Annotated in this window: 21 protein-coding genes and 1 pseudogene; 14 read left to right on the top strand and 8 right to left on the bottom strand. The window is 64.0% G+C overall.

Annotation, left to right across the window (positions count from 1 at the left end; all coding sequences use genetic code 11):
- Positions 1–48 precede the first annotated feature (48 nt).
- Entirely contained in the window at positions 49–789 is a 741-nt protein-coding gene (locus D9599_RS19685) for a tyrosine-type recombinase/integrase (RefSeq protein WP_198382996.1), read from the bottom strand.
- Positions 790–884: 95 nt separating this feature from the next.
- Between D9599_RS19685 and D9599_RS19690 the strand changes: the two genes are divergently transcribed.
- Entirely contained in the window at positions 885–1,256 is a 372-nt protein-coding gene (locus D9599_RS19690) for a hypothetical protein (protein WP_198382997.1), read from the top strand.
- 392 nt (positions 1,257–1,648) lie between these two features.
- Positions 1,649–2,680: a tyrosine-type recombinase/integrase gene (locus D9599_RS19695; protein WP_198382998.1), complete on the top strand. Its 1,032-nt coding sequence runs from the start codon at positions 1,649–1,651 to the stop codon at positions 2,678–2,680.
- 55 nt (positions 2,681–2,735) lie between these two features.
- On the opposite strand, the gene D9599_RS19700 is transcribed toward D9599_RS19695, so the two are convergent.
- Entirely contained in the window at positions 2,736–2,930 is a 195-nt protein-coding gene (locus D9599_RS19700) for a hypothetical protein (protein ID WP_198382999.1), read from the bottom strand.
- Between the two features lie 28 nt (positions 2,931–2,958).
- Between D9599_RS19700 and D9599_RS19705 the strand changes: the two genes are divergently transcribed.
- Positions 2,959–3,684, top strand: coding sequence for a hypothetical protein (locus D9599_RS19705; protein WP_198383000.1), 726 nt, complete (start codon positions 2,959–2,961; stop codon positions 3,682–3,684).
- A gap of 212 nt (positions 3,685–3,896) precedes the next feature.
- A complete protein-coding gene (locus tag D9599_RS19710) occupies positions 3,897–4,217 on the top strand; it encodes a hypothetical protein (protein WP_198383001.1) in 321 nt (106 codons plus the stop codon).
- 356 nt (positions 4,218–4,573) lie between these two features.
- Here D9599_RS19710 and D9599_RS19715 read toward each other — a convergent pair whose 3' ends face one another.
- Positions 4,574–5,902, bottom strand: coding sequence for an MFS transporter (locus D9599_RS19715; protein ID WP_198383002.1), 1,329 nt, complete (start codon positions 5,900–5,902; stop codon positions 4,574–4,576).
- A gap of 107 nt (positions 5,903–6,009) precedes the next feature.
- Between D9599_RS19715 and cyoA the strand changes: the two genes are divergently transcribed.
- The 7 genes from cyoA (at position 6,010) to D9599_RS19750 (ending at position 12,839) form a co-directional block, all read left to right on the top strand.
- A complete protein-coding gene (gene cyoA / locus D9599_RS19720) occupies positions 6,010–7,161 on the top strand; it encodes a ubiquinol oxidase subunit II (protein ID WP_232480697.1) in 1,152 nt (383 codons plus the stop codon).
- 66 nt (positions 7,162–7,227) lie between these two features.
- Positions 7,228–9,228, top strand: a complete 2,001-nt coding sequence (gene cyoB / locus D9599_RS19725) for a cytochrome o ubiquinol oxidase subunit I (RefSeq protein ID WP_198383003.1) — start codon at positions 7,228–7,230, stop codon at positions 9,226–9,228.
- Between the two features lie 2 nt (positions 9,229–9,230).
- Complete coding sequence (cyoC, locus tag D9599_RS19730; RefSeq protein ID WP_198383004.1) at positions 9,231–9,869, top strand: cytochrome o ubiquinol oxidase subunit III; 639 nt, start codon at positions 9,231–9,233, stop codon at positions 9,867–9,869.
- A complete protein-coding gene (cyoD, locus tag D9599_RS19735; RefSeq protein ID WP_198383005.1) occupies positions 9,866–10,252 on the top strand; it encodes a cytochrome o ubiquinol oxidase subunit IV in 387 nt (128 codons plus the stop codon). The genes cyoC and cyoD overlap by 4 nt, the downstream gene beginning before the upstream one ends.
- Positions 10,253–10,256: 4 nt before the next feature.
- Positions 10,257–10,985: an SURF1 family protein gene (locus D9599_RS19740; RefSeq protein ID WP_198383006.1), complete on the top strand. Its 729-nt coding sequence runs from the start codon at positions 10,257–10,259 to the stop codon at positions 10,983–10,985.
- An 83-nt stretch (positions 10,986–11,068) separates the two neighbouring features.
- Complete coding sequence (locus D9599_RS19745; protein ID WP_198383007.1) at positions 11,069–12,301, top strand: ATP-binding protein; 1,233 nt, start codon at positions 11,069–11,071, stop codon at positions 12,299–12,301.
- 1 nt (position 12,302) lies between these two features.
- Entirely contained in the window at positions 12,303–12,839 is a 537-nt protein-coding gene (locus D9599_RS19750; protein ID WP_198383008.1) for a response regulator transcription factor, read from the top strand.
- A 70-nt stretch (positions 12,840–12,909) separates the two neighbouring features.
- Here D9599_RS19750 and D9599_RS19755 read toward each other — a convergent pair.
- Positions 12,910–13,620 (bottom strand): annotated as a pseudogene (locus tag D9599_RS19755) (IS6 family transposase).
- 408 nt (positions 13,621–14,028) lie between these two features.
- Here D9599_RS19755 and D9599_RS19760 point away from each other — a divergent pair.
- Entirely contained in the window at positions 14,029–14,466 is a 438-nt protein-coding gene (locus D9599_RS19760) for an isoprenylcysteine carboxylmethyltransferase family protein (RefSeq protein ID WP_198383009.1), read from the top strand.
- Positions 14,467–14,480: 14 nt separating this feature from the next.
- Complete coding sequence (locus D9599_RS19765) at positions 14,481–16,781, top strand: bifunctional diguanylate cyclase/phosphodiesterase (RefSeq protein WP_198383010.1); 2,301 nt, start codon at positions 14,481–14,483, stop codon at positions 16,779–16,781.
- A gap of 19 nt (positions 16,782–16,800) precedes the next feature.
- Here the strand turns inward: D9599_RS19765 and D9599_RS19770 are convergent, their stop codons facing one another.
- Positions 16,801–17,514 carry an OmpW family outer membrane protein gene (locus tag D9599_RS19770; protein WP_309228666.1) on the bottom strand — a complete coding sequence of 238 codons (714 nt, stop codon included), beginning with the start codon at positions 17,512–17,514 and terminating at the stop codon, positions 16,801–16,803.
- A 111-nt stretch (positions 17,515–17,625) separates the two neighbouring features.
- On the bottom strand, positions 17,626–18,420 hold the full coding sequence (locus tag D9599_RS19775) for an N-acyl amino acid synthase FeeM domain-containing protein (RefSeq protein WP_232480699.1): 795 nt from the start codon (positions 18,418–18,420) through the stop codon (positions 17,626–17,628).
- A gap of 282 nt (positions 18,421–18,702) precedes the next feature.
- On the opposite strand from D9599_RS19775, the gene D9599_RS19780 reads away from it, so the two are divergent.
- On the top strand, positions 18,703–18,924 hold the full coding sequence (locus D9599_RS19780; RefSeq protein WP_198383012.1) for a hypothetical protein: 222 nt from the start codon (positions 18,703–18,705) through the stop codon (positions 18,922–18,924).
- Between the two features lie 516 nt (positions 18,925–19,440).
- On the opposite strand, the gene D9599_RS19785 is transcribed toward D9599_RS19780, so the two are convergent.
- Complete coding sequence (locus D9599_RS19785; protein WP_198383013.1) at positions 19,441–20,772, bottom strand: TIGR03013 family XrtA/PEP-CTERM system glycosyltransferase; 1,332 nt, start codon at positions 20,770–20,772, stop codon at positions 19,441–19,443.
- A 623-nt stretch (positions 20,773–21,395) separates the two neighbouring features.
- Positions 21,396–22,277, bottom strand: an 882-nt coding sequence (locus D9599_RS19790) for a bifunctional diguanylate cyclase/phosphodiesterase (RefSeq protein ID WP_232480700.1), incomplete at its 5' end; no start/stop codon positions are given.

Raw genomic sequence — 22,277 nt, forward strand, 5'->3', positions numbered from 1 at the left:
ATTAGACTTAGTTATTAGAGTGGCCACCAGAGTCCAGGGGATAAGGCCCTATTCCGCCACTAGAGTCCAAGCCCAAGCCACCAGAGTCCAAGGCGGCAGCGCGGCCTCTGTGGGCGAATCGATCTGCGCTGGAAGCCGAGTTCCAGACTGTCGCGATCCGCTGTGGCGGTGGTCAGACCCGCGTTGGATCCGCTTCGCCCCAAATGCCCTTGGTGGGGTTGTTGCGCCAGAGGTCGGCGGGGCGGAGGTAGCCGAGCGCGACATCGGCCGAGCGGTGACGGGTCTGGCGCATGACCTGGGCGAGGTCGGCACCGGCCTCGCCAGCCCCGCGCGCAGCGAGTGCCCCGAGAAGTGCTCCCACCCCTCCAGCCCCGCCGCCTTGGCGGCTCCCTTCGCCAGCCGCGCCACCGCCTTCTCGGACAGCTCCTGGCCCGTGAGCCGCCCGGCCTTGCTCATGCCGACAAAGAGCGGCCGCTCTCGGTCCGACGCCCCACCGGTGATGTCCGGCCCCTTCTGCCGGAAGGCGAGCCAGCCTTCGAGGGCAGCGAGCGGGCAGAAGCCCGGCTCGCCTGGGTTGGCCCAGACGGCGACCTCCTGACTGGCGCCGCGCTGGTCGATCTTCGAGCGACGCACCAGCACGCGCAGCCCCCGCCCGGGGACGGGCGTGACGTCGCCGAGGCGGAGCCCCGCGAGTTCGCTCCGTCGCAGGGCGGCTCCGAAGCCGGCCAACAACAGCGCGCGGTCGCGAGCGCCCAGCGGGGTGGCAGGGGAGGGGCGGGTGGCGAGCATCAGCCGGAGGGTGTCCAGCCCGGCGGCGGCGGCGGCCTTGCCGCGCGGGCGCCCTTGTCGCGGGCGATGCCCTCGAGAACCATGACGAGGCACGGGTGGCGGAGGTCAAGCGCCACGCCGGCAAGACGGTGCGCGGCCCCGATGGCGGCGAGGTGGACGCGGAGGCTGGCGACGGTCAGGCCCCGATCGGTGCAGCGGACGGCGTACATGGCGAGGGTCTCAGGATCGCCCGCCAGCGGCTCGCGGCCGAGCGAGGCGCACCAGGCCTCGAAGGCGCGCCAGGCGGAGCGGTAGGCGCGGCGGGTGCCCGCGCCGCGGGCGCGGGTGGCGTAGACGGCGGCGTGCGCCGAGAGCGCCTGCAGCTCGGCCGCCTATTCCGGGTTGCCCGGCACCCGGAGGTCACCCAGCAGGCGGGTATGCAGCAGCAGGGTCTCGGCCGCGGCGGACGACGCCTCGGCCGGCGCTGAGGGCGGCCGGGGCGGGGGAGGGGGCGCGTCGTCAGGCCTGCGCCCCCGTCGGCCCGCCTCGTTCCGTCCGCGAAGGGAATTAGCGGACGGAATGCGCGGCCCGTCGCGGGACGCCGCGCCGGCCCCCCGCGAGGCAGGAAGCCTGAGCAAAACAAGGCTTTTCCGGTGGGCTAGGCACGATAACTATTCATTATCGTGCGTAAGGGGCGGGGAGGGGGCGGTTGCCACAGGATGGTGGCTCCTGGCACAATCCAGCCGGCCAGAAGACGGGCGCGGGGGCGCCCTTCGGATTGGCCCGAGCGGAGTAAGAGGGTGGGGACTTTGGTGGGGGCCTCGGCTGAAACGCCAGAGAACACCGGGCTTTTCGGTTCTCGGCCTGTGAGGGGAGAGGCATGAGCGGACACGGCGGGTCGAGCGCGCCGGTCGTTCCCCTGGCCGTGGTGCGCATGGCTGCGGGCGCGCTCCCGGCGGAGGCGCTGTCGGTGCTGGTGGGGCCGGTTGGCGAGGCGGTGGCGCGGGCGGCGGGCTATGCGGGGCAGGCGCTGTCGGAGAACACCAAGCGGGCTTATGCCTCCGACTGGCGCGCCTTCTGCGCCTGGTGCGAAGCGGGTGGCGTCTCGGCGCTGCCGGCGTCGCCGGTGGTGGTTGCCGGCCACCTGGCAAGTTTGAGCAAGGCGCTTGGCCGCAGCGGGCTGCGGCGGCGGCTCGCGGCCATTGCCCACCACCACCGCCAAGCCGGACATCTCTGGGAGATCCGCCAACCAGCGATCAGCGCCACCATGCGCGGCATCCTCGCTTCGCACGGCAAGCCCGCCCGCCCGGCGGCGGCACTGACCTCGGCCGAGGTCAAGCGCCTGCTGGCCAGCTGTGGCACGGACGTGGCGGGGCTGCGGGACAAGGCGCTGCTGCTGGTGGGCTTCGCGGGCGCGCTGCGGCGCTCGGAGCTGGTGAGCATCGACCGCGAGCACCTGCGCTTCACCTCGGAGGGCATGACGGTGCTGATCCCGCGCTCCAAGCGCGACCAGGAGGGGGAGGGAGCCTCGATCGGCATCCCGCGCGGGCTGAACCCACTCTCCTGCCCGGTGCGGGCGGTGGAGGCCTGGCTCAAACGCTCTCGCATCGAGTGGGGGCCGGTGTTCCGCCGCGTGAGTGCCGGCGGTGGGCTGGAGGACCGGCTGACGCCGCAAGGGGTGTGGCGCATCCTGCGGCGCCGGGCGGAGATGGCGGACCTCACAGTGGACGAGCGCGAGCGGCTCTCCCCACACGGGCTCAGGGCCGGGTTCATCACGGAGGCCTACCTCAAGGGCGCTCTCGACGAGCAGGTGATGCACCACACGCGGCAGCGGAGCATCGCGACCACGCAGGGCTACCGCCGGCGCGCCAAGATCACGCAGGACAGCCCGGCGCGGCTGCTCGACCTGTGAACGTGGTTTGGACCGGGGAGGCTGAGGAGCGCGCCTATCCGAACTGGCCGGAGCCTCAGCGGTTCAGAACGCGGCGGCCGGCCTCGTACGCGGCCTCCGCACCCGGAAAGCCGGCGGGTGAACGGGCGACGAGGGTCGAGCCCTTCCAAATTGTCCAACGCCAGCTGTTCCAGCCTGACCCCTCCCGGCTGATGCGGATCTCCTTGGCTTCGGGAGCTTCGTGCGAGGGGTGGAGCGGCTTCGTCAGCATGGCTGCGTCCTAGGAGCGCCGGCGCGGGATGCCAAGCCAGGAGAGCCCAGCCGCCACGGATGAACCCGACGCACAGGCCCCCCCCTGGCGGCCGGAGCGCACCCACATGGACTGGCTGCGCAACACGCTGGCGGTGAGCGGACCCACCGAGGAGGTGGCGCGGTTCCGGGCGGCAGCTGCAGGTTCTGGCATGATCTCCTGGGAACTGGACCTTGCAGCACTCGAGGAGGAGTTCCTCCTGCCGATGGCGGCACCCCCGGACAGCGTGCCGGCGATCAGCCTTGCGGGCGCCAAGCTCCTGGCGCGGCGGCTGCGCGAGGCGGTGGCGCTGAACCACCAGCGCGCCCTCTCAGGTCTGGACACGGACCGGAGTTGCCCGCTCGACCTGCACCGCCTGCTGCCGGTGCCGGCCAGCATCCTCAAGCTCGGCCCCGAGGAGCCGGCGAGCCGGGACTGGCTCCTCGCCCACTGGGGCACCACGCGTCCGCTCCGGCATGTGGAGGAACTGCCCAGCAGGCTGGACAGGCGAAAGAAGAAGATGGGGGAACTGCGGGTGGGCTTCTGGTCAGCGGACTGGTCGCCCTGGCAGGCGGTGGTGCGGCTGAGGCGGAACTGGTCCGCGCTCTCCTTTGTGCTCACGCCGGACTACGCGCCGGGCGGGGCGGAAGGGCAGGGCGAAGCGGCTGGGGCGGCGAGCGCGGGTGAGAGGAACAAGTCCGCCCCGGTGAGCCGGGCCCGAGCGCGCCGTGGGTGAGGCGCTCGCCCTGGACGGGGACGTCGGCGGAGAGGAGCAGGGGAGGGGCGCTCACGAGCCCGGCCGGGGTGAGGCCACCCCGCACCTGCGGGTGGAGGGCTACGAGGGCCCGCTCGACTTCTTGCTCGAGATGGTCCGGCGTCAGCGGGTGGACCTCGGCCCGCTCTCCATCCTGATGCTGACCGACCAGCCAGGTACGACTGGCGAGGCTGGTGAGGGCCGACGGGGTGGCTTTCCAGATCGGGACCACCTTCTCGACCGGGCCGGCGCTGTGGCGGTGTACCGACGTCGGCACCCGAACCCTCGTTGCCGTGCGGATCGACAAGGTCATCACGCTACGCCCGCTCGGCGAAAGTCAGACCTGGGCCACGGACCAGGACGCCGCGGACCCGCGCAAGCTGCCCGGCTGGCTGAACGGCCCACCCTACGCCCTGGCGGAGTTCTGCTTTGACGAGGGGGACATCGACGCGGTGGAGATCGTTCTACGCGAAAAGGTGGCCGTCTGGGATCCTGCAGCAGAGGCGCGAGAGTAGTAAACTTAACAGTGGTGAATGTGCCTTCGCCAAAGCGCTGCGGCTGGGTCATGCTGACCAGGAACAGCAGCGTCCGCATCTCGGCATCGCGTGGACGAAGCAGCCATAGTATGCCAGTGCCTCATGTAATCCTCCGCTGTGCTCGTGGACACCACGGAGAAGCTTCCTAGGGAGGTGCGTTAACGACTAGCAAGGTACAACGCGAGTTCAAGTGGGGCGCGACGCGGTAGGGTTCTGGAGATTTAACAGTCGTCCGCTGATACAGGTGGCAGAAGTGGCTTGGATCGGCAGCAGGAATGGAACAACTCGACGCGGCCGCTTAGACCATGATCCGTGTCCACCCGCACGGAGGATAATCAGGCCTTGCCTGCCAATTCCTTGTTGATGGCTAGGGCTGCTACGGTGCAGATCGCGCCGGACAGTAGGTAGGCGCCTACGGACAGCAGCCCGAAGTGGGTGGAGAGCAGGAGGGCGGCGAGCGGCGCAAAGCCGGCGCCGATCAGCCAGGCGAGATCGGAGGTGATCGCCGCTCCCGTGTAGCGGCGCCGGGCCGAGAAAGAGGAGTTGATCGCGCCCGAGGACTGCCCGAATGCCAAGCCCAGCAGCAGGAAGCCAAGGATCATGTACACGGTCACTCCGCCCTGGCCTTGATCGAGCAGCTGCGGTGCGAAACCGCTATAAGCCGCGATCAGCGCTGCCGAGACACCGAGCACCATGCGGCGGCCGAGCCGGTCGGCGATCAGGCCGGAAGCCAGGATAGCCAGCAGGCCGACCACCGCCCCGACCATCTCCAGCACAAGGAAGCGCGCCGGCGCCTCACGGTTGAAGAGCACCACCCAGGAGAGCGGGAAAACCGTCACCAAATGGAAAAGTGCGAAGCTGGCCAGCGGCGCGAAGGCGCCCAGCACCACGGTGTGCCCCTCGAGGCGCAGCGTCTCGCCCACCGGTGCGGGCTGCAGCTCACGCGATTCGTAGAGGTGCGCGAACTCGGGCGTCGCGATCAAGCGCAACCGGGCAAACAGGGCCACCGCATTGATCGCGAAGGCGACGTAGAAGGGGTAGCGCCACCCCCAATCGAGAAAGTCGGCAGCGGACAGGGTGAACAGGAAGAAGGCGAAGAGGCCGGCGGCGACGAGCAGGCCCAAGGGCGCGCCGAGCTGCGGGACCATCGCGTACCAGCCGCGCCGCTCCGGTGGGGCGTTCAGCGCCAGCAGCGAGGGCAAGCCGTCCCAGACCCCGCCCCAGGCCACGCCCTGACCGGCCCGGAACAGGGCGAGCAGGAAGGCCGAAGTGATGCCAATCTGCTGGTAGCCGGGCAGGAAGGCGATCGCCATGGTCGAGCCGCCGAGCAGGAACAGGGCAATGGTGAGCTTCACGCCGCGGCCGTGCCGGCGGTCGATCGCCATGAAGACCAGTGAGCCGATGGGGCGCGCGAGGAAAGCCAGTGCGAAGATCGCGAAGGAGTAGAGCGTGCCCGTCAGCGGATCCGCATAGGGGAAGATCAGGGAAGGAAACACAAGCACAGAGGCGAGGGCATAGACGAAGAAGTCGAAAAACTCGCTCATCCGGCCGATGACCACGCCGACCGCGATCTCGCCCGGCGCGATGCGGTGCTCGCGCGCCGTGACGAGCCGGGCGTCGCGCTCCAGCGGTGTCGAACTCGCGGCGGCGTTGGCCTCGCTCATGCCTGCATCCTATTCCGGTCCGGCGCCGGATCCATTCGCAGAACCGGTTCCATCATCGCTATCCGCAGCCTGATGCCCGAAACCAGTGGTCGAGGGGATTGGACAAAATGTCCAATGTCACGCCGGGGCCGCCCCCCTGTATGGGCAACGCCATGCGCGAACAGACCACGGCCGCGGCGCGGCGCCTTGCCCGCGCGGGCATGATCCCTCTGCTTCTCACCCTTACCGGGTGCGACATGGTCGTGATGAACCCCACCGGGGACATCGCCGTCCAGCAGCGCGACCTGATCTTGATCGCCACGGGCCTGATGCTGCTCATCATCGTGCCCGTCATGGTACTGACCGTGCTCTTCGCGTGGCGCTACCGGGCCGGCAACCCCAAGGCTAATTACGATCCCAAGTTCGACCACTCCACCACGCTGGAGCTGGTGATCTGGTCCTGCCCTCTGCTGATCATCATCTGCCTGGGCGCGATCACCTGGTCGAGCACCCACCTGCTCGACCCCTTCCGGCCGCTGGACCGTATCACGGCGGGCCGCCCCGTCCCGCAGGGCACCAGGCCGCTAGAGATCCAGGTGGTGGCGATGGACTGGAAGTGGCTGTTCATCTACCCGGAGCAGGGGATCGCGACCGTGAACGAGCTGGCGCTACCGGTGGACGTGCCGGTACGCTTCTCTATCACCTCATCCACGCAGATGAACACCTTCTACGCGCCCACCCTGGCCGGCATGATCTACGCCATGCCTGGGATGCGCTCGGAGCTGAACGCGGTGCTGAACGCGCCGGGCGAGAGCTGGGGCTACTCGGGCAACTACACTGGGGCCGGCTACTCCTACATGCGCTTCAAGCTCATCGGAGTGGACAGCGCGGGCTTCGACGGCTGGGTACAGCAGGCCAAGGCGGCCGGCGGCACCCTGGCGCAGGGCGAGTACCTCGCCCTCGACCGCCCGAGCGAGCGGGTGCCGGTAATGCGCTTCGCCTCCGTGGTGGAGGGCCTGTTCGACCGCGCCCTCAACCAGTGCGTCGAGTCCGGCAAGCCCTGCGCGGCCGACGTGATGGCCCGGGACCGGCAGCGCGGCGGCGGCGAGCCGCACGGGCACCTGGGCTCGGGCATGCCGGCCGGGCGGGCAGGTTCTCCGTCCAGCGGCTCCTCGCGCACCGAGCCCGCGCTGCTGCGCGACCCGGAGGACAAGGGCACGGGCCCCAACGTCACCGCGCCACCCCACCCGACAGGACCTGGGCACCGCACTCCCTACTAGGCTCTTTCACCAAGCCTCCGGGCGCCGGCCTTAACCGGAGCCCTCCTCCCTTTCCCGGACAGGATCATGCCAGAGCATAGCTTCCTGAAGACGGTGTTCGGCCGTCTTACCTTCGAATCCTTTCCCATCCATGAGCCGATCCTGCTCACCACCTTCATTGTGGTGGTCGTGCTCGGCCTCGGGATCGTGGCGGCGCTGACCTACTTCCGGCTCTGGGGCTATCTCTGGAAGGAGTGGTTCACGAGCGTGGACCACAAGCGCATCGGCATCATGTACGTCATCCTCGGCATCGTCATGCTGCTCCGGGGGTTTGCCGACGCGCTGATGATGCGGGCACAGCAGGCAGTCGCTTTTGGCCCAAACGAGGGCTATCTGCCGTCGCACCACTACGACCAGATCTTCACCGCGCACGGCACGATCATGATCTTCTTCGTGGCCATCCCGCTCGTGGCCGGACTGATCAACTTCGTCATGCCGCTCCAGATCGGTGCGCGGGACGTGGCTTTTCCTTTCCTAAACAACCTCAGCTTCTGGCTGACGGTTTCCGGCGCCGGGCTGGTCATGATGTCGCTCTTCGTGGGCGAGTTCGCGCGCACGGGCTGGCTGTCCTACGCGCCGCTTGCCGGGCTGGAGTACAGCCCGGACACTGGCGTGGACTATTATCTCTGGTCACTGCAGATAGCCGGCATAGGAACCACGCTCTCGGCCATCAACCTGGTGGCGACTATCATCAAGATGCGCGCGCCCGGCATGACCATGATGAAGATGCCGGTCTTCTGCTGGACGGCACTGTGCAGCCAGGTGCTCGCCATTGCCATCTTCCCGGTGCTGACCGCGGCCTTCTTCCTGCTGATCCTCGACCGCTACCTTGGCACCCACTTCTTCACCAACGACATGGGCGGCAGCCCCATGATGTACTGGAACATGGTGTGGATCTGGGGGCACCCTGAAGTCTACGTGCTGGTGCTGCCGGCCTTCGGCATCTACTCCGAGATCACCTCTACCTTCACAGGCAAGCGGCTCTTCGGCTACTCGTCGATGGTCTATGCCACCGTGGTCATCACCATCCTCTCCTACATCGTTTGGTTGCACCACTTCTTCACCATGGGCGCGGGCGCCAGCGTGAACTCCTTCTTCGGCATCGCCACGATGGTGATCTCAATCCCGACGGGCGCGAAGATCTTCAACTGGCTCTTCACCATGTATCGAGGCCGCATCATCTACGAGCTGCCGATGATGTGGGTCGTCGCCTTCATGCTCACCTTCGTCGTGGGTGGCATGACAGGCGTGCTTCTCGCGGTACCACCGGCGGACTTCGTTCTGCACAACTCGCTGTTCCTGGTGGCGCACTTCCACAACGTTATCATCGGCGGCGTGGTCTTCGCCCTTCTGGCCGGCATCACCTACTGGTTCCCCAAGGCCTTCGGCTTCAAGCTCGATCCCTTCTGGGGCGGGGTCTCCTTTTGGGGCTGGGTCGTCGGCTACTGGGTGGCCTGGACACCGATCTACGTCGTCGGCCTGATGGGCGTCACCCGCCGCCTCAGCCACATCGACGACGCGACGCTGCAGCCCTACTTCGTGGTGGCCGCCGTCGGCGCGCTGATCATCCTGGTTGGCATCCTCGGCACGGTGATGAGCATCGTCATGGGCATCGTCCGCCGGAAGCAGTTGCGCGACGTCACGGGCGATCCCTGGAACGGGCGCACGCTGGAGTGGTCCACCTCCTCGCCGCCGCCGGCCTACAACTTCGCCTTCACGCCGGTGGTGCACGACCTGGATGCCTGGTACGACATGAAGTCGCGTGGCTACCAGCGACCGATGGAGGGCTACCGGCCCATCCACATGCCCCGCAACACCGGCAGCGGCCTGTACCTTTCGGCCCTGGCCCTGGTCTTCGGCTTCGCGATGATCTGGTACATGTGGTGGCTGGCGGCCCTCGCTTCGCTGGGCCTGCTGACGGTCGCGATCGGCCATACCTTCAACTACAACCGCGACTACTTCATCCCCGCTGACAACGTGGCGCGGACCGAAGCCCAGCGCGCGCGTCCGACAGTGGCGGGGGACTGATCATGACGGCACAGGCCACGAACGCGGCTGAGGGGGCACGCACCTACCACCTCGCGGAGGGAGAGGACCACGACCACGCCGGCGGCAACGGCGCGACGCTGCTGGGCTTTTGGATCTACCTGATGAGTGACGCGCTCATCTTCGCCGCGCTCTTCGCGACCTTCGGCGTGCTGAACAGCAGCTACGCCGGCGGTCCGGTACCGCGCGAGCTCTTCGAGCTGCCGCTGGTTGCCCTGAATACCGCCCTGCTGCTCACCTCCTCCATCACCTTCGGCTTCGGCATGCTCGAGATGGAAGCCGGCCGGGTCAGCGGAACGCGCTCCTGGCTGCTGGTAACCGCCCTATTCGGCGCGGCCTTTCTGGGCGTCGAGATCTACGAGTTCTCCAGCCTGATTGCCGAAGGCGCGACGCCGCAGCGCAGTGCCTTCCTCTCGGCCTTCTTCACCTTGGTGGGCACGCACGGGATGCACGTGTTTTTCGGCTTGATCTGGATCGGAACATTGCTAGTCCAGATCGGCCAGCGCGGGCTGGGTCTGGAGAACAAGCGTCGGCTGATGTGCCTCAGCATGTTCTGGCACTTTCTGGACATCATCTGGATCGGCGTCTTCACCTTTGTCTACCTGTTCGGAGTGCTTCGATGAGCACGACCCACCCGACCGAGCCGCACGTCCCCGAACTGCACGGGCACGGTGACACGCACGGTCACGGCACCCGACGTGGCTACCTGACCGGCTTCCTGCTCTCGGTCATCCTCACGGCCATCCCCTTTTGGCTGGTGATGACGGAGACGCTGTCCAGCACGCCCGCCACTGCTGTGGCGATCTTCGGCTGCGCTTTTGTGCAGATCGTGGTGCACGTCGTCTACTTCCTGCATCTCGACACGCGGTCCGAGGGAGGATGGACACTGATTGCCTTCATCTTCACCGTGGTGATCGTTGGCATCACGATTGGTGGGTCGATCTGGGTCATGTACCACCTGAACACCAACATGATGCCGATGATGCCCCTGGCGGGCTCCAGGTAGCGCCGTGGCGCTACCCTTCCGGGCGAAGCGCGGGCTCCTCGCCGCGCTTCTTGCTGCGGCGGCAGTGCTTTTCGTCGCACTCGGGGTCTGGCAGGTCGAGCGTCGTGCCTGGAAGCTGGACCTGATCGCGGCTGTGGACCGTCGCGTCCACGCCGCGCCGCAGCCGGCGCCCGGCCCTGTTGCCTGGCCCGGCATCTCCGCGGAGGCCGAGGCTTATACCCGTGTCCGGGCCTCGGGCACCTTCCTGAATGACCGGGAGACGCTGGTCCAGGCCGTCACCGAACTCGGCCCCGGCTTCTGGCTGCTGGTCCCCCTCCGCACGGACGAGGGCTGGACCGTGCTCGTCAACCGCGGCTTTGCTCCGCCCGATCGCGTCACTCCCGAGACGCGCCGGGACGGTGTTCCGACCGGGCATGCTACTGTCACTGGTCTGCTGCGCGCGCCAGAGCCCGGGGGGGCCTTCCTGCGTGGCAACGACCCCGCGGCAAACCGTTGGTTCTCCCGCGATGTGGCCGCGATCGCTGCGGCGCGTGACCTGGGCTCGGTCGCGCCCTACTTCATCGACGCGGACGCGAGACCCAACCCGGGTGGCTTCCCCATCGGCGGCCTCACCGTGGTCGCCTTCCGCAACAGCCATCTCGTCTATGCGTTCACTTGGTTCGGCTTGGCGACGCTCTGCCTGGGCGAGATCTGGTTCCTGTTGACGGGCCGTGCCGAGAGGGAAAAGGCTTAGTGGACACCCCACTCCTTGCACTGACGCGCCGCCGGTCCGTACTGAACCCGGGACTGGCGCCTGACGCGATCGCGACGGAGAACATGCGTCAGCTGATCCAGCTTCGCTGGATCGCCGTCGTTGGGCAGTTGGTTACTATCATAGTCGTGCACTTTGGCATGGGCGTCTCGTTGCCGACCGGCCCGCTACTCGGGGTCGTGGGGCTGCTCGCCCTGGCTAATCTGGCCGGCACGTTGATGCTTCGCCGCCACCGCGTGACAGACCTCGAGTTCCTGCTCGCGCTGCTGTTCGATGTTGGCACGCTTACGACGCAGCTCTACCTGACCGGCGGGGCGGACAATCCCTTCACGGCGCTATACCTCGTCCAGGTTGTGTTGGGGGCAATCCTGCTCAGGACGGGGCTGGTCTGGATCCTGGCCTTAGCCACGACGGCGTGCTTCGCGCTCCTGACCTATCGTCATCGCCCCCTGCTCTTTCCACCGGGCTTGCTGGGCGAGGTCACCGATCTTTACACGCTGGGGCGGTGGCTGAGCTTCGCACTCGTGGCAATGCTCCTGGTCATGTTCATCACCCGCATCAGCCGCAACCTTCGTGCGCGCGAGGCCTACTTGGCCGCTATGCGCCAACACGCAGCCGAGGAGGACCACATCGTACGCATGGGCCTGTTTGCATCCGGGGCCGCGCACGAGCTTGGCACACCCCTGGCCTCCCTGTCCGTGATCCTCAGCGACTGGCAGCGTATGCCCAAGCTGGCCGATGACCCAGAGCTGATGGGAGAGTTGAGGGAGATGCAGGCTGAGGTTCAGCGCTGCAAATCCATCGTGACGGAGATCCTCCACTCGGCCGGGGAGCCCAGAAGCGAAACGATGGGGAGCATCGATCCTTGCACCTTTGTCGAGGAGCTGGCGAAGGCTTGGCAGATCGCCCATCCTCTGATGCCGCTGATCTGCGATTGCAGCCTGAGTACGGGGCCGGTGATGGTAGGCGATCCCGCTCTGCGCCAGGCAGTCTGGAACCTGCTGGAGAATGCGGCCGACGTGTCGCCGCGGAGGGTTCATCTTCTGGCGGCGCAGCGCGGCGACAGGTTGGTTCTAGCTGTCCGTGACCACGGTCCTGGCTTCTCGCCGGAGATGCTGCGGCACTTCGGTCAACCCTACCGGTCCAGCAAGGGCGCGGGCCATGGCGTGGGCCTTTTCCTTGTCGTTACTGTGGCGCGCCGCCTCGGCGGCCGTGTCGAGACGACCAATCTTCCCGAAGGCGGCGCCGAAGTCAGGCTCCTTATCCCACTCGCGCCCGCACACGGCAGGCAGGCTTGAGATGGAGCACCCGCGCTCGCTCGTTATCGTGGAGGACGACTCCACCTTCGGACGGACACTACAGCGCTCCTTCGAGCGAAGGGGTTACCAGGTCCACCTCGTCTCTGGCCCAGAGGATCTGGGCACCCTGCTCGAGAAGACCGTACCGAGCTTTGCTGTGGTGGACCTGAAGCTGAAGGCCGCCTCGGGCCTCCCTTGCGTCCGAACGCTGCACGAGCGCAACCCCTCGATGCGCATCGTCGTGCTCACAGGCTTTGCCAGTATCGCAACGGCGGTGGAAGCGATCAAGCTCGGCGCGTGCCACTACTTGGCCAAACCCTCCAACACGGACGACATCGAGGCCGCGTTTAACAGGGCTGCCGGTGACCCGGACGTATCCGTGACCAGTCGGCCAACCGCTTCCATCAAGACTCTTGAATGGGAGCGGATCAATGAGGTGCTCGCCGAAACGGGGTTTAACATCTCGGAGACGGCGCGCCGTCTCGGTATGCACCGCCGAACTTTGGCCAGGAAGCTGGAGAAGCGTCCAATCGTGTGACTGAAAAGGGGCATTGTCACGTTGTTTGGCCACGAGGCGCGTTGAACCGAGCGGCAGAGCTTGGCCAGCCTTACGCTGCCACTTGGACGCACGTCTCCCGCTTCCAGATCCGGAAGGCGCCGTCACGCGCACGGCGGTACCCATCGGAGGTCATCGGGTGCGGCCGGGGACGGAAGTGGCCGTAGATCATCTAGTGCGCCGAGAGGAAGCGCTGTGCTTGCTCGCATGACTTGAAACGTTGCATCCCGCGTTCTCGGCGTCGCGTTGGCCTATGGGAGTTCTCGGCACGGTTGTTCAGGTACCGGCTGGTCCGATGCTGCACATCGGGCAAGACCTCCCGCTGCGCAACGCCATAGCTGCGCAGCCCATCCGTGACGATCTTGCGGGGCTTGTACTTAAGGCCAGCCAGCAGGCGCTTGAAGAAGCGCTTGGCGGCCGTGCCATTCCGCCGCTTCTGCACGAGGATGTCGAGCACGACACCGTGCTGGTCCACTGCCCGCCAGAGATAGAAGAGCTCGCCGTTGATCCTCAGGTACACCTCATCCACGTGTCAAGTATCACCGGGCTTCGGGCGACGCTTGCGCAGCCTGGTCGAAAAATCCGCGCCGTAGCGAAGGCACCACCGGCGAATGCTCTCGTAGCTGACCACCACGCCCCGCTCAGCGAGAAGCAGCTCAACGTCTCGAAAGCTCAGGCTAAAGAGGTGATAGAGCCAGACCGCATGCCGGACGACCTCGGCCGGAAAGCGGTAGCCGGGGTAGGTGGTGGGCTCGGACGTCATCTCGCTGCCATCCTGGCTCAGCTGCTCCGCCCCGGCCAGCGGTCTCCAACGTGACAATGCCATCCCGAAGTGTTGCGCGCGCTGCTGGCGGCGACGATGGCCAAGTGCGAGGCGCCTTCGTCTAACGAGCTGAACCGACCTGGCCATGACATGTTCGATGAAGAGAATGGGATGTCTTCACAACGAAATGTTCGGGAAACGCCGGATTCGCAAGCTCCACCGGTCGTGCACGCAGCCGAATTTCGCGTAATAGTTGAAGATCTGTAGCCCCTGCGTCGAGGAGCCAAACTTGATGACGGACGTGACATGTTGACCGCTGCTACATTAATCACCGGTTTCATTACTTTTGGTTCATTCGCTTGGGGATTGAAGCGCCACTTTCGGGTTGAGAGTGGAATGCCTTCAAGAATGCGCAAGCTCTCCGCATGCAGCACCGCAGCGTTCCTGCTTTTCGTCGTGCTCGCTTCCTTCTTCGGCGTTAATTTCGGCAAGGGCATCGCTGCGATAGCACTGTTCCTGGCGAGTGGCCTGCTGTTCTGGTGGACCGTCCGCGCGACAAAGGCTCGGCCGCCCGCGATTGCTCACACCAACAACGTTCCAACTATGATTTACGCGGACGGTCCTTACGCCTATGTCAGGCATCCTTTTTACCTTGCTTACAGTCTTGGCTGGCTTGCTACCGCCCTGGTGGGCGGTCCGATCCAGTGGATTCCTGCCATCCTTCTAATTGCCTGGTATTATAAAACGGCTCATGAGGAGGAGGAGCATTTCGCCAGCTCAGGCTTGGCCGCGGAGTATGCGCGGTATCGGGATAAGACCGGATTGATCCTACCGCGTGTGCTCTGATGGAGCCTACCAGCATGCGTAAGCTTGTTGCCTGGACTGGGTGCATTTTCCGCAGGATCCGGGACGCATTTATCGTCCGTATACCCAGGAGTGAACAAGAAGCGGCGGTCATGCGTGATCAGTGCAACCTTCTCTTTCTACTCTGCCTGCTTTTCTCTGCCGCAGGCGTCCTCAATGTGGTTATTAACTCGCTGGCCTTCGGGGTGTCCAGCGAACCGGTCATGATGATGGTGGTTGCTGCTGTTGTTCTGCTTTATGGAGCAATAATCGGAGCAGCCCTGCGTTGGCATCGAAATAAGGACGACTACCGTTTTCTTAAGTGCGCGCAGCTTCTCTATACCTGCTTAGGCTTTGCGTGGGGAACAACTATCACCCTATTCGCGATAAATGGCCGGCCCGATCAAACTGTTCTCTTGCTCGGTCTTGCCGCAGGCGTCATTTCAACACCTATCATCAGCGTTCCTATGACCGTTGCTTTCGGCTTTTTCATTCCCAATGCTTTGCTCTCAATTTACGGCGTCGGCTTTGCCATGCCCCACGCCGATATCTTCTCGGCAACAGCTTTCATATCTTTCTGTGCCTATGCCACGTTCGGCATCATCTTTACCAATATTACTTTCAGCGGTCGCTCCGAGGCTCGCGCCGCTTTGCAGCGGCAGATCGAGACGGTCAAGGTGTTCTTGCGCGAGTATGAGGAGGGCTCTCCCGATTGGCTTTGGCAGACCGATCGCGACGGGCGGGTGAAAGAAGCCACGGAGCGAATGGCTGATGCCCTCGGGCTGACGCCGATGATCGCGAATGGGAAGATGCTGCCCGAGCTAATTTCGACTTCATCCCAAAATAGGGGAGCGGAAGATCGCGTCCACCAGGACTTGGCTGACTACTTTCGAGAGCGCCAAGCATTTCGCGAATTGCTGGTCCATTGCGAAGGCGCGCATGGAACGCGATGGTTCCGCCTGACCGGCCATCCGATCTTTGACGACGACGGCGGCATCTCGGGTTTTCGTGGCATCGGCCGTGATGTGACGTCCGGTCACGAGGCCAGTGAGAAGGTGATCTTCCTGGCCAGTCACGACAGCCTGACCGGGTTGCTCAACCGCCGCTCCTTCGTGGAACGCGTCGAGACACTCTGCGCCGAGCAGCGCTCCTTTGCCCTTGCCATGATCGATCTCGATAACTTCAAAGGAATCAACGATACCTATGGGCACCAGACTGGTGATAGGCTCCTCCAGAATGTCGCCGGCCGGATACATCAGGCGATCCGCCCGCAGGATACTGCTGCGCGGCTGGGCGGTGACGAGTTCGCGGTACTCATCGCTGGAGTTGATGGAGAGGAAGGCTTAGCGATCGCTCAGAGGCTGGCCCTTCGTCTTTGCGAAAATTTCGAGTCTGACGGCGTCACCATCCGTCCAGGGGCCAGCATCGGCGTCAGCACTTGCCCTCAGGATGCGCGCGACCCACAGCGGCTGATGATGCTGGCTGATCTTGCACTCTACAAGGCCAAGGAAGAGGGTAAGGGCAAGGCCTGCTTGTTCGATCCATGGATCGAGGAAGAGCATCACAGCCTGATCAGCCGGGAAGCCGAGTTGAGCGAAGCAATCAGCGCAGGCCAGATCGGTCTCCTCTATCAGCCGATTGTCGATCTTAAGTCTCAACGCATTGTATCAGTAGAGGCGTTGGTTCGCTGGAATCACCCAACTCGAGGCACCATCCCGCCGAGCGAGTTTATCAAGACTGCGGAGAAGTCTGATTTGATGGAGGAACTCGGCCGGGTAATCCTCCAACTCGCCTGCCACGATGCTGCCCAGTGGCCAGCTCTGATTCAGGTCAACGTCAATCTGTCGCCTCGCCAATTACGTTCGGGCAATTTTCCACGGATCCTTATACAGGTGCTTCAGGAAAGTGGGCTGCCACCTGAACGTCTCGCTATTGAAATCACCGAAAGCGTCCTCCTCGACCAGGATGAGCGAACTATGGGCCAGCTTGACGCGATCCGGAAACTCGGCGTGAAGCTTATCTTGGACGACTTCGGTACAGGTTATTCATCCCTCACCTACCTCCACGAGGTGGAAGTGAGCGGCATCAAGATCGACGCTGCTTTCACCCGGAAGCTACCGGAGAGGAAAGTTGCCGTGATCTACCGAATGATCGCCCGCCTAGCGATGGATCTGAATATCTATGTGGTTGCCGAAGGCGTCGAGGAGCCCAGCCAATTGGAATGGCTCAATGAGAATGGCATCCGTTTTGCGCAAGGATATCTGCTTGGGCGTCCCTCGCCATCACCACCCACCACAAGGATCGAATATTTGGCCTGAATGGTGGACCCGTCCGCCTTCAAAACCTGTACGAAAGGCCGAGTGTTGCGGATACTGGGTCGGGATCGATGCTTACTCGGATTGGAGCGCCAGCAGCCACGCCTTTGGAGTCAAAGGACAGCCACGTTTTACGGACATCCACGAAAGCCGAAAGGCTGCGCGTAAAGTGTAACTGGCCACCTACCTGCACGTAGGGTCCAGCGTTGTCCGCAACACGCAATTCGGACAACGCGCCCGCTCGCGTCCTGAAGATCGCCGTGTAGTTTAATCCAGCCCCCAAGAACGGCTCGAACCGGCCGAGAGTGAAAGGATGATATTGTACCCCGACCATTACCGCGCCGTAGGTCACCTTCCGCAGCAGCCCTTGGCCTGCAAAGTCGCCGCGACCATAGAGTGCGACCGTCGGAGGCAGCCCACCAAGGACCGACACACTCCAGTCTGGCGCGAAACGCCAACCCAGTTCTGCTGCTGCGAAGGAAACATCGCCAAGCGCCACGCGAGCCCCTTCCTGAGCCTGCCCAGCCACAGCGGCTCGGCCCGTGGTCCGGTAGGATGCCACCCCATAGCCCAGCCGAACGAAGAATGGCGTTTCCCCGTCCGAAACCTCTTGAGAGAGGCTCGGACGTGCTGCTGCGCCAACGGCGATCAGACAAGTAGTGGCAAACAGACAGGCCAGACGACTACTGGAGTGCAAGATGGATATCCCGCGTAGGCTCGACAGGTTGGCTACCACGTTACGCGTGCGCGCGGAACTGCAATCCCGTCGAATTGCTGTGACGCAGAGCCAACCGGCGAGAACTGGGGTGGACTGAGGCCACTCCTGGATGAAAGCGGCCTCGCCGACTCAGCGGTTCAGGAACAGCCTTACCTCCCCTCCCTTGTAGAACTCCTCCAGGTTCTTTGTGGCGTCTGTCATGGGGTCCATCATCGGTACCTTCGTGCGAACCTGATCATAGCGCTGCCGGTCACTCGCCATGAGTTGCATCTGGCAGCTAAGGCCGGGATAAGGGCGCGGCTCAGAGGCGTTCGAATAGCCAAGGCGCTTGTAGAACGGAGCGTGGTTCGATCTAACGCAGGCCAGGAAGATCTGAGTGTGGTGACAAAGGGCGATGTAACCGGCAATGCGGTAAAGTAGGAAAACCAGCCCCTGGTTATTCTCGGCCTCAGGGCTGCGGACGAGACGCGTCACTTCAATAGCCCGCCCATGAAAAGCATCGTTCGGGCGGCCGTTCAAGAGCGCCAGGACCTCCGTAGGGAACGTATCCATGGCAGGCGAAGTGTAGTTCGACCCGAGTTCAAGCCGGCAGACGCGGACCGAGGCAACTGGAACCTCGTCGTCGTAGAGCACGACCGTGTCTGCATTGACCATCTCGTCGTAATGGTCATGGAATTGGCCCGACGGGTGCTCGCTGATGAACCCGCCAGCCAGGTAGCTACGGTATCGTAAGCGGTACGCATCGTCCCGAACCTTCGCCGAAACGGCAGCTCGCGCAATGTATGACGCACCTCTCGCCGATGTGCCCGGTATAACCCGACGCTTTGGTGGCGCGGTTGGCTGAACAAGTTCAGTCTGCGCCAGACTCACCATCGTCAGCGACTGGCCGGTCGATACAGCGCCTTCGTCGTTCTGATGAAGCATCTAAAATCTCCTGTCTGGGTCTCTGCCCCAGAAGGAAGGTAGCCATCCTGCCAAGTCGAAGCATCAGCCTCTTGTTTCGAGGGCGCTCTGAACGCTCCTGTCGCCGCAGCCGTGATGAAAATTCGCGAGGTCGGGTTAAAACCCCGAATCAGCGCAAAATTGAATCAATCAAAGTTGAAGGACACGGTCACGGCTACTCACACAGGCTATACCCAGCGTAAGAAGGCCGCATTATGGTAGCTATATCTGGTTGTGCAGACCGGCGCGGTGAGGATAGAGGTGATGTTTAAGGCTGTCCGGAGCGTCACGGACTTTCGAAGTTTAGATGAAGCAGAGATCCTCATCGGTTACATGGATGGTATGGCTGGCCTCGTGGGCGAGAAGGACATGACCATGTCGTATTGGCATGGCTGGCGTAATGGAGCGGTCGACGCAGGTTTCATCGAGCCGGATCAGGCCCAGCTTCAACTTGAGCAGGAATTCGCAAAACTCGCCGAATTTTAAGTCCTATATTGGTCTGCATGGGTTTGTAATTGCTTAAAGCCTCGCAGCCAGGAAGTCAGGTTCTATGTCCTCACATCCAAATAAACTGTCGGTGCATCCCCGGGGGGGGGAGTTCCTCCAGCTTCAGGGTGAAGTCCATGCTCTGAAAGGAGTGCTAGCAATCCTTATTGCGCATGTCTCGCTTCTGAACTCTGCTCCGCTTGATAAGCGTGATGAAATTCTAAGCAGCATTAATTCGATGTTGCCCGGCGCACTGGCGAAAATTGAATAGAATGGCTCCCTCAGCGAAGCCGCCGGGTTCGAACAAGCTGTCGAGGTAGTGACCGGCCTTGCCAACAATGCTGTCCGGATAGAACCCGTAGCATCGGCAAAGCAAGGCTGGGCCAAGCCATGCTTCGAATGGGAGTCGTAGGAACCAATGCGACGAAGGCTCGCAACTCATATTTCGGCGCGGCTCTTCGCTCCTCTCCAGGCCGGCAACGTGTCGCGGCTAATCATCCTTCAGAGCGGCTGGCGTTATCGAACTCCACCGGGCCAGAAGATGACGCGCAGGGTCTGCAGGATGATGCGCAGATCGAACAGGATGCCGAAGTTCTTCACGTAGAACAGGTCGTAGCTGAGCTTGGACCGGGCATCGTTCAGCGAGGCGCCGTAGGGGTAGTTCACCTGAGCCCAGCCGGTGAGGCCGGCACGTACCAGGTGCCGCTCGTTGTAAAGCGGTAGTCGCGCGGAGAGATCCCGGGTGAACTCGGGCCGCTCCGGTCGTGGGCCAACGAAGGCCATGTCACCACGCAGGATGTTAAAGAGCTGCGGAAGCTCATCCAGCCGAGTGCGGCGCAGAAGGGACCCGATCCTCGTGATGCGCGGATCGCTCTCCGCAGCCCAGACAGCACCTCCCCGCTCAGCGTCTGTCCTCATGGTGCGAAACTTTAGGATACGGAAGACGCGCCCTCCCCGCGACACACGGTCCTGGTGATAGAGGACCGGGCCGCCGTCATCGAGCTTCACGGCGAGGGCAACGACAATGAGGGTCGGAGCAACGAACACCAGCAGGGCGGCGCTGACGGTCAGGTCGAGAGCGCGCTTGAGAAAACGGTCACTCGTCCCCATGACGAAGCCACCCGCGTAGAGGAGCCAGCCGAGGTCAAGGCGCTTGAGATCGATCCGGCCGATCTCCCTCTCCAGGAACTGCGCGTACTCGCTCACCGGGTATCCCGCCATCTTGCACGCCAGCAGGCCATCCATGGCCAAGCCGCGCCGCTCGTCGGGCGCCACCACAATCTGGTCGGGATTGAGACTGCGCGCGGTGGCAAGCAGGCCGTTCAGTCCGGGAACAATCCTGTTGGTCGGGTCTGCTGTCAGGCGTGGATCCACCTCCCCCATGACGTCGTCGTGGACGAAGACAACCTCGAACGCCAAGGTTCGCGCCTCTCGACGCAGCATCCAGACCAGATCCCATGCGCGGCGCCCGGCGCCAACGACGAGGAGGCGGCGGCGAAAGGCACCCCACCGGCGGAGCAGGTGAAGCGCAAGGCGAGCGGCGAGGCCGGCGACGGCAAAGCATGGCACGGCGGCAGCGAACAACAGGTGAGCATCAGGGCTGCCGAAGGGCGCCGGTAAGGCAGCCGTCGCCGCCCAGGCGACCAAGCTGCCGGCACCGGCCGCGATCGGCACACGCCCAAGCGTCTCACCCATCTCGACGAGTGCCTCACGCCGGTAGAGGCCCAGCGCGTAGAGAAGCAACAGGTCGACTGCTGGGAAAGCCAGGGCGGCGACCCCGATGGGATGATCCCTGCCGACGAGCACCATCACAGCGCAGCAGGCCAGGCCGATTAAGGCTGCGTCCAACAGAAACAGAGCATGAGCGGCAGTGAAGCCGGAGCGCGCCTGGACAAACATGTTGGGATTCCAGGAAGATGAAGGTGGTCCCGGCCACCGCTGAAACACTAGGCGCGGCATGACGGGAAAAGGAACGGCACGCCTCGGGCTACCCACGGTGGAAGGTTAAACTGGCAACCGTTCGCCCATCAGCTTGTCTGGTGAGACAGGGTCAGGACGCAGCCCGGCGGGCCTAATCAGTAGCGCAATTCAGAGGCGTCATCGAAGCAGCGCGACAACGGCGGTATAGAGGCCAAACCACAAAGCAGCGGACACGCCGACGATTATCCCTATGCACGTCCCCAAGCTCCAACGAGGCGGCGCCTCGTCGATTCGTGCCTGCTCTTGGCGTGATGCCACATCCTGAGTTTTCGAAGCGGACGCGGTCATGGAGCGCTCCTCTCGACAAGTGTACCATTCCAACATCGCACGGATAATTTGGCTACATCACACACGATAAAGTTGTCTTAATGACGGATTATTCTGCTGAAGGTTGTGACCGATGATCGTCGTCTGGATGTAGAGAAACGCCAAACCGGGACCCCACCCTCTGGCAGAAATTCGTTGTGGTACCAGTGCCTTGCGGCCGGTTTTCAGAGAGCCCCGGTCCGGCGTTGAAGCACAGTGGTGAAGTCGGGTGCGGAACAGGGTCGCCCGTATAGGTAGCCCTGTCCCTCGTCGCAGTTGCGTGCTGCCAGGAAAGCCTCCTGCCCCGCCGTCTCTATCCCCTCGGCCACGACGTTCAGCTTCAGCCCTCGGCCGAGCGCCAGAACCGCCTCGACGATCGCCGCGTCGTGCGGATCCGCCCCGAGATCGGTGACGAAGCTGCGGTCGATCTTGAGGCGGGTGAGAGGAAAGCGCTTGAGCGTCGCCAGTGAGGCGAAGCCAGTGCCGAAGTCGTCGAACGCTATTCCCACTCCCCGGTCCCGCAAGGCGTGCAGCGGCCGCAGGGTGGCGTCATCGTGGCGCAAGGCGATCATCTCGGTGAGTTCCAGCTCGAGCGCTTCCCCCGGAAGTTGCCACCGGCACAGCGCCGCCGAAACTGTCGCTTCCAGCTTCCCTGTGCGCAGCTGCTCGCTAAACAGGTTGACGCCGATCTTGAGAGGGAAGCCGCGCTCGCGCCAGGCTGCGGCTTGCCGGCAGGCCTCGTTGATCGCCCAGTCACCCACGCTCCCGGCCCGGGGTCCCGCTTCCAGCGCGGACAGAAAGGCAGCAGGAGCCAGTAACCCACGCTTGGGGTGCTGCCAGCGCAGCAGCGCCTCAGCGCCGACCAGCGCGCCATCCGCAAGGCGCACCTGGGGTTGGTAGAACAGCTCGAACTCGCCGCGGTGGGCGGCGAGTTGAACCTCTCCCTCCAGGCTGCGCCGAGCATCGTACTCCGCGCGCATGGACGCCTCGAAAAGCCGGCAGGTGCCCTGTCCGGCTGCCTTGCCCTGGTAGAGCGCAAGGTCAGCATTGCTCAACAGGGTATCTAG

Origin of the sequence: Roseomonas sp. KE2513 (assembly GCF_016107305.1) — a bacterium.
GTDB lineage: Bacteria > Pseudomonadota > Alphaproteobacteria > Acetobacterales > Acetobacteraceae > Roseomonas.

Coding starts and splice junctions, on each gene's coding strand:
- D9599_RS19700 (WP_198382999.1), bottom strand. CDS start 2,930: ATGCTGACGAAGCCGCTCCACCCCTCGCACGAAGCTCCCGAAGCCAAG.
- D9599_RS19775 (WP_232480699.1), bottom strand. CDS start 18,420: ATGCTTCATCAGAACGACGAAGGCGCTGTATCGACCGGCCAGTCGCTG.
- D9599_RS19745 (WP_198383007.1), top strand. CDS start 11,069: ATGCGTCAGCTGATCCAGCTTCGCTGGATCGCCGTCGTTGGGCAGTTG.
- cyoB (WP_198383003.1), top strand. CDS start 7,228: ATGCCAGAGCATAGCTTCCTGAAGACGGTGTTCGGCCGTCTTACCTTC.
- D9599_RS19765 (WP_198383010.1), top strand. CDS start 14,481: ATGCGTAAGCTTGTTGCCTGGACTGGGTGCATTTTCCGCAGGATCCGG.
- D9599_RS19780 (WP_198383012.1), top strand. CDS start 18,703: ATGTTTAAGGCTGTCCGGAGCGTCACGGACTTTCGAAGTTTAGATGAA.
- D9599_RS19685 (WP_198382996.1), bottom strand. CDS start 789: ATGCTCGCCACCCGCCCCTCCCCTGCCACCCCGCTGGGCGCTCGCGAC.
- cyoD (WP_198383005.1), top strand. CDS start 9,866: ATGAGCACGACCCACCCGACCGAGCCGCACGTCCCCGAACTGCACGGG.
- D9599_RS19705 (WP_198383000.1), top strand. CDS start 2,959: ATGCCAAGCCAGGAGAGCCCAGCCGCCACGGATGAACCCGACGCACAG.
- cyoA (WP_232480697.1), top strand. CDS start 6,010: ATGTCCAATGTCACGCCGGGGCCGCCCCCCTGTATGGGCAACGCCATG.
- D9599_RS19715 (WP_198383002.1), bottom strand. CDS start 5,902: ATGAGCGAGGCCAACGCCGCCGCGAGTTCGACACCGCTGGAGCGCGAC.
- D9599_RS19695 (WP_198382998.1), top strand. CDS start 1,649: ATGAGCGGACACGGCGGGTCGAGCGCGCCGGTCGTTCCCCTGGCCGTG.
- D9599_RS19760 (WP_198383009.1), top strand. CDS start 14,029: ATGCGCAAGCTCTCCGCATGCAGCACCGCAGCGTTCCTGCTTTTCGTC.
- D9599_RS19750 (WP_198383008.1), top strand. CDS start 12,303: ATGGAGCACCCGCGCTCGCTCGTTATCGTGGAGGACGACTCCACCTTC.
- cyoC (WP_198383004.1), top strand. CDS start 9,231: ATGACGGCACAGGCCACGAACGCGGCTGAGGGGGCACGCACCTACCAC.